The 10,705-nt window shown below is 52.0% G+C and carries 5 protein-coding genes; 1 reads left to right on the top strand and 4 read right to left on the bottom strand.

Going from position 1 to position 10,705, the window contains the following annotated elements; genetic code table 11:
- Window positions 1-121: 121 nt before the first annotated feature.
- The 4 genes from AC0QH1_RS19605 to AC0QH1_RS19590 form a co-directional block, all read right to left on the bottom strand.
- Window positions 122-1,759, bottom strand: a complete 1,638-nt coding sequence (locus tag AC0QH1_RS19605; RefSeq protein ID WP_324632970.1) for an Hsp70 family protein — start codon at window positions 1,757-1,759, stop codon at window positions 122-124.
- Window positions 1,760-1,967: 208 nt separating this feature from the next.
- A complete protein-coding gene (locus AC0QH1_RS19600) occupies window positions 1,968-2,870 on the bottom strand; it encodes a PhnD/SsuA/transferrin family substrate-binding protein (RefSeq protein ID WP_324632969.1) in 903 nt (300 codons plus the stop codon).
- A 120-nt stretch (window positions 2,871-2,990) separates the two neighbouring features.
- Window positions 2,991-3,872: a PhnD/SsuA/transferrin family substrate-binding protein gene (locus AC0QH1_RS19595; protein WP_324632968.1), complete on the bottom strand. Its 882-nt coding sequence runs from the start codon at window positions 3,870-3,872 to the stop codon at window positions 2,991-2,993.
- Between the two features lie 21 nt (window positions 3,873-3,893).
- Entirely contained in the window at window positions 3,894-5,780 is a 1,887-nt protein-coding gene (locus tag AC0QH1_RS19590) for a sensor histidine kinase (protein WP_324632971.1), read from the bottom strand.
- A gap of 1,146 nt (window positions 5,781-6,926) precedes the next feature.
- Between AC0QH1_RS19590 and AC0QH1_RS19585 the strand changes: the two genes are divergently transcribed.
- Window positions 6,927-10,705: two-partner secretion domain-containing protein (locus AC0QH1_RS19585; RefSeq protein WP_324632967.1), on the top strand; the 3,779-nt coding region annotated here is incomplete at its 3' end.

Genomic DNA, 10,705 nt, shown 5'->3' with positions numbered 1-10,705 from the left:
TGGTCTTCTGGTCAGGTGAGCTTGGGAAAATAAAGTCTTACCAAGCCCCTCCCTTTAGGGATGGGGTTCCTGACGCTTGACTATCAGTTTCTTTTTATTATAAACCCAAAGACTGAGATTTTCAGGGGCGATCGCGATGGCGAGGGGGGGTAGGATCGGAAGGATTGAGGAGAATACAACCGGGAAACATATTGGCGATCGCATTGCCCAACTCGTATTCGACCCGCTTTTTTCCCTGAACGTCTTCAATCACGAGATAGCCGATTTGAGAGCGATCGACGCGCATTCCCACCCGCCATAAATCGTCGGATTCGTCACTCGGAAGCTTCACGGTATCGGGGATAGATTCTTGAAACCGAGTGCCTTGAGACTGGGGGTCTACCCACAGAGTCAGGGTGAGGGGCGAGTCATTTTGAAACACCACCAAAGGTGGGATATCGGCAAATTGCGGTTGAGCCAAGGCATCTAAAGACAATCCCCCTTGGATGATGGGAATAAAGCGCGGTTCGCGTTGTGCTTGGGAGTTCATGGCGTCCACCACAATTCCCAAGGTATGAACGTATTTTTCCGTAGGTTGGACTAAACCATTGGCAATCAAACAAGCGCCATAGGAAATGGCATAGGTGCTATGGGTGATATTAAAACTGCGGTCGATCCGCGAGTCGGTGGGGGTAAATTTTAAAGCCTTGACAATGGTTTTTTGCACCAATAAAAACTGAGAAAAACCGCCCACGAGAAAGAGGCGATCGATAGGGATTTGGTGGTGGTTGACCCATCGTTTTAAGCGCTCCATGACGGTTTGGATGCCTTGGGCGATCGGTGCAAAGGCAGTGAGCAATTGACGAAAGGTGACGCAGTAGCCGCCAGCAAAGACATAGATATTTTTATCGGCGTAGCGTTTGGGTTTTTTGAGCGCCTCGCTCAGTTTGCGGGTGACGCGGGCGTGGGTGGCAATTTTGACGCTTTCAAATTCCCGCAACAAGCGCATAAATTCCGGTTGATTTTCCGCGATCGCCTGACCGTGTTTAGCCTTGTAAGCTTGTTGGACGCAGCGGCGATCGAAGGCAACGCCGGCAGAGTCGAGACCGCGATCGCCTTGGCCGTCAAAATAAAGCACTTCGACTTTTTTATCGCCATAAATGCGACACAAACTAACGTCAAAAGTCCCGCCGCCCATGTCGCACACGAGCAAATTTCCCGTAAAAGACTTGGTGGAAGTGTGCTGAGTGCGGCGCTGCATTTCCCAGGCATAATAGGTCGCGGCAGCTACGGGTTCGCTAACCAGTTGCACCAGGGGTAATTGCAGCTCGCGAATCAGTTTTTGTAGGGATTCTCGACCTCGGTTATAGATATCGCGCTGCCAAATTTCCGGGACGGAAACCACTAGGCGTTCGATGGGACCTTGTTGATTGCTGAAGCTGTAAGGATTCTCTGGAGAAATTAACAGTTCGGAAAGGTAGTCGCGGGTGAAACGGATGGGGGTGCGATCGCCGGTGAAGCGATCGGCTACTTCAGACGGGGGGAGGGGCAACCACATTTTAAAATTGCCGTAACTCTCCACATCCGGGTGATTCGCCGCCGTGGTGCGCGCTGCCATCCCGATATCCGCAAAGCCCTCATCGTAGGCAATGAAAGAAGGAACGTATTTCTGGCCCTGTGGCCCTCCATATTGGAAGGCTTCGAGAACGCCTCCCGCGTTCAAGGAGGAGATAATCGAGTTGGTGGTGCCAAAGTCAAGGCCGATATTGTAGCCTGCCATAGTTGTGGGTGTAAGATAAGCGGCTTTCTCGACAGGGGAACGCCTGTCACGACATCAGTTTAGCCTGCGATCGCAGGCTGGAAGCATTTACCTTTTCATTGTAATGGGCAACCTGACGGGAAATCCCTGGGTTGTCCCGGCGTTTTGGCGGGGGCGGGGAGGAAGCGGGGGATCCGTGGGGAACGAATCGGTGGATTTCCTTTTAATCTTAGGGCATAAAATCTCCCTGTCCGATGGTTTTGTACACTTCTCGAATCAACTCGTATTCCACATCATTGGCGCGCACGATTTGAGATTTGCGATATTTCTGATTGTTGGGAGTGGCGAGAATGGCTTCTATCAGTCGATCGCGGTTTTTTAGCATTCGCTCGCGTAGCTGTTCGATGAAGTCAGGAGCGAGTTTGCTGTTGGCAACCAGCACATCTCCGGGAAGGATACGCCCGGTAATTAAGGGCGGATAAGCACTGCGGTTTGCGCCCTCAGCCTCGAGGAAGTTTTCGTAGCGATGAGAAGCTCCGCCCCAGGCATCTACCTGGCCCGTTTTTAATTCTTCTAGTCCGCTAAATCCTTGGGTTCCTAACATGCGGATGGTGACATCGGTATTGGGATTCAATCCGGCATCGATTAAAAATTTAGTGGGAGCGAGATGAGAACTGGTGCCGCCAATGGCTCCCATTGCAATGGTTTTGCCTTGTAATTGGGTGAGGGAGTGGATACCGCTATCTTCACGGACCACGATGAGCGATCGCCAGTTGGGGCGGGTAACGGAAATCAGGGGAACCGCATTGGTGGTTGCCTGAATTACTACATATTCCGAAGGACCGGCTAACACTAAGTCCACCCGATCGAGTTGAAGTGCGGAGGCGGCTGCGGTATAGTTCTCAGTGGGGAAAAATTCGATTTTTTTGTCTAACACTCGTGCCAGTTCTTGGCGAAACGGTTCGTAATCGCGCTGCAATTCTTCCATGCCATTGCGATCGGTAACGGTAAATCGCAGGGTTTCGGGGCGATTTCCTCGGCGGGAGGGGTCGCGATCGCGGGCGGGTTGGGGGAGGAGGGTACAGCCTCCCACAAATAATAAGCCGTAGTAAAGGAAGTTGCGCCGTTTCATGGTAGGATAGGGTATTGGATTGAGTCACGCTCTGAGTTAGTATTCCCCCGAGGGCAGGGGTTCTTCCACTGCAAGGCTCATCCCCCCACCGACTGGCGGCAGGGGTCGCACGGAGAGTTTCTATTGGATGAAATCCCCCTGACCGGTGGCTTTATACGCTTCGCGAATCATGTTATAACGATCGTCATTGGCAGGAATGATTTTGGAGTTTTGAAAGCGACTGGCCAGGTTGGGAGTAACGAGTAAGGTGGGCATCAGTTTGTCTTGATGTTCCAGCATCTGCGATCGCATGTGTTCGATCAAGGTTGGATCCAGTTTGCTGTTGGCTACAAAAATATCGTTGGGCAATAGCGGCCCGGTGGCGATCGCCGGAAATTCCGCTTCCGATAGCCCTTCTTGTTCTAAGGTTCTTTTGTACGTAAAAGTAGAAGCACTCCAGGCATCCACTTTGCCATTCTTTAAGGCATTAAATCCCTCTTTTCCTAACATCACCGGGGTATAATCAACCTGGGGATTTAATCCCGCATCCATCAACAGTTTCGTACTGCCCAAATGGGCACTGGTTGAGCCGACCTCTCGCATGGCAATGGTTTTACCGTTTAACTGTTCGAGAGACTTTATCCCGCTGTCGCCACGCACCACAATCTGGGTGCGGTATCCGGGGCGAGTGAGTTCCACCACCGGCACTGCATTCGTCCTTGCATGAACCACCACATATTCCGACGGTCCGGCTAACACTAAATCCACTAAATTTAAGTGCAGTGCCGATCCGGCGGCGGTAAAGTTCTCCACGGGGTAAAACTCGATGGGCAGTTCTAACACCTCGGATAACGCCCGCCGGAAGGGGTCGTAATGGCGTTTTAACTCTTCCATACCATGAGCATCGGTGATGGCTAATCGCAGTTTTTCCGGTTTCGCGCTCCGGGATAAATCAGTTTGGGTGGCGCTGGCACAACCGCCAACAAATAACAGACTATACTGGATAAAATAACGCCTTTTCATCGTTTTAGCTCCTACTCCTGTTTACTGGATCGGGAGGAAAATCGCCACTTCAGTTCCCTGTCCGACTTCGGAACTGATTTGAATGGTGCCGCCGTGTTTTTGAATAATTGAAAACCCAATCGACAGCCCCAGTCCCGTTCCTTTGCCCACCGGTTTGGTGGTAAAAAATGGGTCGAAAATCTTCTCTAATGTCTCCGGGGGAATACCCGGACCGTTGTCGGTAATTCGAATCGCCGCGCGATCGCCTTCCACGGCGGTGTGAATGCGAATGGTGGGAGAGGGAGGCGGAGTTTGCGAGGGTCGATCGCTCTTTTCGGTTGCTTCTACTTCGGACAATGCATCGAGGGCATTTCCCAGCACGTTCATAAACACTTGGTTGAGTTGAGCGGGATAGCACTGGATGGGGGGTAAATTGCCATACTCTTCGATGATTGTGATGTTCTCTAGGCGGTGCTTGAGAATTAACAAAGTATTTTCCAGTCCTTCGTGCAGATTTACCTTTTTGGTCTCCGCTTCATCTAAGCGGGAGAAATTTCGCAACGATAGAACAATGTGGCGGATGCGATCGGCTCCCATTTTCATCGAGTCGAGAATTTTCGGCAAGTCATCGACCAAAAACTCTAAGTCGATGTCTTCGATGTAGTCTTCTATATCCGGATCTGCTTCGGGATAGTGTTCTTGATAGCGCTTGACTAATTCGAGCAAATCTCGGGTATAATCTTTGGCATAATTCAAGTTGCCGTAAATGAAGTTTACCGGGTTATTGATTTCATGGGCAACGCCGGCTACCAGTTGCCCTAAACTGGACATTTTTTCGCTTTGAATCAGTTGTGCTTGGGTGTGCTTGAGTTCTTCCAGGGTTTGGGAGAGTTCTTGCGTGCGTTCTTCTACCCGTTGTTCTAAGGTTTCCCGCGCGTTTTCTAACTGTTGGGTGTATTCTCCTACCCATTCGACCAGTTGATTCACAGAGGTGGCTAAAGATCCCACTTCATCTTCGGTGGTGACTGGGGCGCGCAGCTTGAAATTCGATTCTTTAGTGACCCGGTGCGCGACTTGGGTGAGCCATTCTAAGGGATGAGCGATCGCGCGACTGGTGAGCAGGGCCAAAATTGTGGCGATCGCCGCCGAGAGTAGCATACTGCAGGCGACAATCTGCATTCTCAGAGTTTCCGCTCGCTCGACCCTCTGATTCGCTTGCATCTGTTGCGTTTCCGAAGCGACAATAATACTGTTTAAATGTTCGGCCAGCCGCTCGAATTTAAAATCAATGTGAATGGCTTTTTCTCCACTGGTTTTGACCAAGAGCCTCTGTCTGGCTTCGGAGAGGTTTTCTCGGCTTAGTTTTTCTGGATTAATGTCCTCCCACATCGCGCTGATTAGCTGTTGGTAGGCTTCTGTATTGCTGCGATAGCCGACGAGCAATTTTTGAAAATCTGCTGGCGCTACGGCGAGTCTTTCGGGGTAAGTGTTGAGGAAGGATTCGATTTCCGAAAGCTGGGCGTTTAATTGTTTGACTTCGGCACTGAATTTCGAGGTTTCGTATTCAAATAAAATGGATTTTCCCAGCACCGGTAGCAACCGCTGCGGATGCGATCGCACGTCTACGACTGCACTTTCTAAGTCCCTGAGCAAATCTTGCTGTTCGTCTACCAGTATCAGTTGCTCCTGTGCCTGTTGTTTGTAATAATCTCCAATCGTCAGTCCGGCGCTGGTTCCCACCACCGCAATCCCAATGGCTAAGGCATATCCGTAACCAATTTTTTTCGCAATGCTTAATTGCCCGACGAAGCCTTTTTTCCAAGGAAATAACTGCTGCGATCGCTGGAACCAATTTCTTTTTTTTACCGTTTGATAGGGCATTGCCCTTGCTTCTCGGTTCCTCGGAAGCCGCTGTTTTTCAAACTTCATCGGAATCACTGGTTCTCCTCCTTCGTTTGACTCCCTGGTATCTAAAAAAAAGAAGCCACAGCAGATTTTTGAGGCGAGCAGTGGCCTTTGCCAGTTCCCATTTTCGAGCGAGTCTTGGCTCTTGTTGCCATCGCTTTTTCCCCGTTCATTCTTGCCCTTCCTGCTGTCAGCTCCCCCGCCCTAAACTTACCGATGTAGGTGTATGGGCGATCGCCCTCTAAGATTGATTGCATGCCCCCCCGGTCTTTATTGATTCTACTGCACCTTGGTTAAGTGAGTTTTTTTCTGGCAACTTCAGGTTAGCGGGAAATTTAACCCTGGTTTTTCCATCTATAATCACTTTAGCCAATATCGAACGGCTTTGTAACGAAACTTAACAAATCTTTAGACTTAAAACCCGGTGGATAGAGATCGCGCCCCAGTAGAAGGCAGAATGAGGACAAGATAGCGCCTTCCACAGGTTTTTCCCCTCGGGGTTTCCCGGCGGGAAGGCGATCGCTTCGCTGAAATTGCCGGCGGGGTTTTTTACGTTTAAATTGCTCAAAACCTCGGTTAAGTAAGTTGGGTCAATTTTGGGCGGATTTTTGATAAGAAAGGGGGGCGGTTGAAGCGAGGTTTTGCCTAAGCTTGGGAAAGGCAGAAAGAACGCGGCAAAGCTGGAAATTTAGCACATCCACTTCCCGGTCTAGGGGGTTCCTATGTTTGCGTTTTTTAAAGCGCAACTCGGTGGAGTCTCTTTTAAATATCATGCAAATTAAGTGTATTAAACTCCAAGGAGGTAAAATCTGGCGTGGGGATGCGATCGCCCCTACTCGATGTTGGAAACCCCCACTCCCAAAGACTCCCGGCTTCTCAATTTAGGTAAAATTTCCTCCCCTAAACCCGAGTTTCCCTTACGCGCGCCTAGGGATACAGACCTACCTTTGACCCAGGGCGATCGCGTAAACCGGATCCACTGACCCGCACTGGGCTTTGAGTAATTCGATGAGATGTAAAGATTTAGTAAATCTTCCCTCCACCGCTTGACATTTTTATAAAAAATCGGTAAAAAATATATTAGAGAAATAATTTCTCTAGGCTAGGTAAACCTCTCTATTTTTGATAAAAACCGGTATTGTAGCTCAGTCTAGTTACTGGAATTCTCCTATGAAAAAAATTACGTTTGTTGTAGCTGCTATTATTTTGGGAATCTTCAGCGAGGCGGGAGAGCGACAATCCCTCGCCCAACCCATCGCACCGGCTGCTGACGGGACGAATACTCGAGTAACGCCGGAAGAAAATCGCTACGATATCCACGGAGGAAAGCTTTCCGGCGATGGGGGCAATTTATTTCACAGTTTTTCCCGCTTTGGCTTAGATGCGGGGGAAACGGCCAATTTTATTTCTAGCCCGGAAATTCAAAACATTCTCGGGCGTGTCACCGGCGGCGACGCTTCGATTATCAACGGATTGATTCAAGTCAGCGGCGGAAATTCCAACTTATTTTTAGTCAACCCAGCAGGCATTTTGTTCGGACCGAATGCTACCTTAAACGTGCCGGGAGATTTTACCGCAACCAGTGCCACGCGCATCGGATTTGGAGAGCATTGGTTCCGCTCGATTGGCGATAATAATTGGGCGGCTTTGGTGGGAGCTCCCGCTCGATTTGCCTTCGATGTTTCCTATCCCGGGTCAATCGTCAACCTGGGGAATTTAGCCGTAGAACCGGGGGGGAACATTGCCTTTTTCGGCGGTACGGTATTGAATGCCGGCACCCTTTCCGCCCCCGGGGGAAGCATTACTCTGGCGGCGGTTCCCGGAGAAAGTGCGATTCGCATTTCCCAAGCGAACCATCTGCTGAGTTTAGAGGTGGTTGCCTCGGATTCTCTCACTACCGCTAGGTCTCTCACCCCGCTTGCCTTGCCGGAATTGCTCACGGGAGGCGGTGCGAATCATGCCAGGGATGTGCGAGTTAACCCCGATGGCAGCATTGCGATATCCGGTTCCGGGATGACCCTCGACCCGCAACCCGGGGATGCGATCGCTGCCGGTACCTTGGATGTAGCGCAAAGGCAGGGAGGCGCGCTCACCGGGGGAGAAGTGAATCTGCTGGGAACTCGGGTGGCGGCGATCGATGCCACTATCGATGCCTCGGGAAACCACGGTGGGGGGACGATTCGCATCGGCGGGGACTTTCGCGGGGAAGGCAGCATTCCCAACGCCGATCGCACCTTCGTCAGTGCCCACACCCAGCTCAATGCCGATGCCCTAGAGACGGGAGACGGGGGCCGGGTTATCGTTTGGGCGGACGAGAATACTTGGTTTTCCGGCAAGATTAGCGCCCGGGGCGGTTCTGCAGCCACTTCCACCCCTCACAATGGCGGCTTTGTAGAAATTTCCGGCAAGCAAACCTTGCAGTTTCGCGGGGAAGTGGATCTGCGCGCGCCCCAGGGCCAGTTAGGCACTTTGTTGCTCGACCCCACCGATATCCGCATCGTGGCTACAGCCGGCGAAGCCGCAAATGACAACGAACTCAACGCCGATATCCCCAATGCTGGAGACCCGCAAGGAGCGATTTTCTCCGGAGATGGCACGGGAGAATATACCATTTCGGTGGAAACATTGTCCCTACTGCCCGCCAGTGCGGATATTGTCCTAGAAGCAACGAACGATATCGTAGTCGAGAACTTAGGGGACGGTTTGATATTTGCAGAAGGTCCCGGGGGGTCGATTTCTTTAACCGCCGATGCGGATGGAGATGGGGTCGGATCGTTTTCGATGGAGGATCTCAATGATGGGATTTTGGCGCGCTCTAGAAATCTGTCGATTTCGGCAGCAAGTATCGCCGTCGGCGACGTTACCACGGGTACGTTCGACCCCGGAGAGAATGGCGGGGAAATTCGCCTCACCGCCACCAACGGGGATATCACAGCGGGAAATATCAACTCCAGTGCTGACGGAAACGGCGGTCTAGCGGGCAATGGCGGCGCTATCCAGGTCACTGCTACCGATAACATCACGATCGCCGAGATAAACTCCACGTCCCTGGATAGTCTCGGCGGCGCAAGCACGAGCAATGGCGGAAATATCGCCCTCAATGCCGGGAATACTCTCACTATCACCACTCGCATCAATGCCTCTAGCGAACCCGGTGGAACGGGAACCGGGGGAAACATCGAATTAACCGGAGATGAGATTGAGTTACCCACCACACCGGATAGCATCTCCAGCAACAACAGCGCGACGCTCACGTTGCAACCGAACGATGCTGGCCGCAATATTCAGGTGGGTGCGACTACTACCGTGGCGGGAAGTCTGAACTTGACGGAAACCGAGTGGTTGGCGATCGCCGATGGGTTTAGCGAGAAAACCATCGGACGCACAGATGGTAGCGGGACGCTGACCGTGGATGCGAATGGGATAAGCAGTGCCGATCCGCTAATCCTGCAATCCCCCAATGGCGCGATCGCCGTGCAAGGGCCAATTACCGGCACCGATGATGCTTCCATTACCCTGTCTGGGAATACCACCCTGGGAGCTAATCTCACTACTGCTACGCAATGGATTATTATCAGTGGCAATACTACCCTTACCAATGCAGCAACCATAGAGACTGCTGGCGGACTTCTGCAGTTGGGCGGCACTGTGGATGGCAATGCAGACCTGACCCTGAATGCCGGCACCGGCACTATCGAAATCGCCGATACCGTGGGTAGCACCACTCCCCTCGGCGCGATCGCCGCCAACAGCACCGGCACCACAGTTTTTCAAGGTACGATCGCTGCTGAAAGCCTGACCACCGATGCTGGCGGCACTACCGCACTCAATGGCAACGTTACCACAACCGGCACCGTGGGTCAAGTGTATGGCGATGATGTCACGGTGGTGGGGGATATCACCTTAAGCGGCGACGAGTTGGACTTTGGCGCTACAATGTTGGGCAACGGCGCGATCGCCCTGCAACCCACCACCGCCACTCAGGCGATCGCGATCGGGAATGCCACCGATAGCGGCATCGGCACCTTAGATATCACCGCCACCGACCTTGCCGCCCTGCAAGGGTTTAGCTCCCTGACAATCGGTCGCAGTGACGGTTCTGGCATTGTTACCAGCAATACCGCTACCCTGGTATTTCCCACCACCATTCAATCGGGCAGTGGCGACATTACCTTTAATACCCCTCTCGATGGCGCGCAGACTCTAACTGTCACCTCCGACAGCGGCGCGATCGCCTTTAATGGCGCGATCGGCAGTACCACTGCGCTGACCGCATTAACGGCAACCACCAACAGCGACATCGCGTTAAGTAGCAATGTAACCACCACTGGCGCAGATGGTGTTAGTCTCACTTCGGCTAACATTACCTTAACCGGTCCGGTAACTATCGATACCATTATCGGCCATGGCGCGATCGCCCTCAATAGTAACGCGATCGACGGCAATTTTCCCCTCAATCTCACCGCAGGTTCCGCAGACATCGCTCTCCCCGCCGTGGGAAATACCACTCCTCTGGATAGCCTTACTGCCACCACCACAGGCGCGATCGCCTTATCCGGCAATCTCACGACCCAGGGCAGCGATGGCGTCACCCTCAATGCGGCGGGAATTTCCCTCCTGTCTGATGTGAGCATCGATACCACCACTGGCAATGGCAATATTAATTTCACGGGTTCGGTCGATGGAAATCAAACCCTCTCTCTCAACGCCGGAACTGCCAATATTACCTTAGAAAACCCCGTGGGTGAAACAACCCCCGTAAACGGGTTATCCCTCTCCGGGAATCAAATTCAAACCGAGGCTTTATCTGCCACAAACAGTATCGATATTAATGGCAGTAGTAGCGTCACGGTTTTCCAACCGATTAACTCGGGAAATACCGTTAGTATTGACGGCAGTGATATCGAAACCAATGGCATTATTGCCGATAGCGCCGTTGAAATTAATGG

The organism is Phormidium sp. CCY1219 (genome assembly GCF_055795085.1).
The sequence above is the reverse complement of the archived record's forward strand: the minus strand, read 5'-3'. Positions and strand labels throughout refer to the sequence as shown.

Coding starts and splice junctions, on each gene's coding strand:
- AC0QH1_RS19600 (WP_324632969.1), bottom strand. CDS start 2,870: ATGAAACGGCGCAACTTCCTTTACTACGGCTTATTATTTGTGGGAGGC.
- AC0QH1_RS19590 (WP_324632971.1), bottom strand. CDS start 5,780: ATGAAGTTTGAAAAACAGCGGCTTCCGAGGAACCGAGAAGCAAGGGCA.
- AC0QH1_RS19595 (WP_324632968.1), bottom strand. CDS start 3,872: ATGAAAAGGCGTTATTTTATCCAGTATAGTCTGTTATTTGTTGGCGGT.
- AC0QH1_RS19605 (WP_324632970.1), bottom strand. CDS start 1,759: ATGGCAGGCTACAATATCGGCCTTGACTTTGGCACCACCAACTCGATT.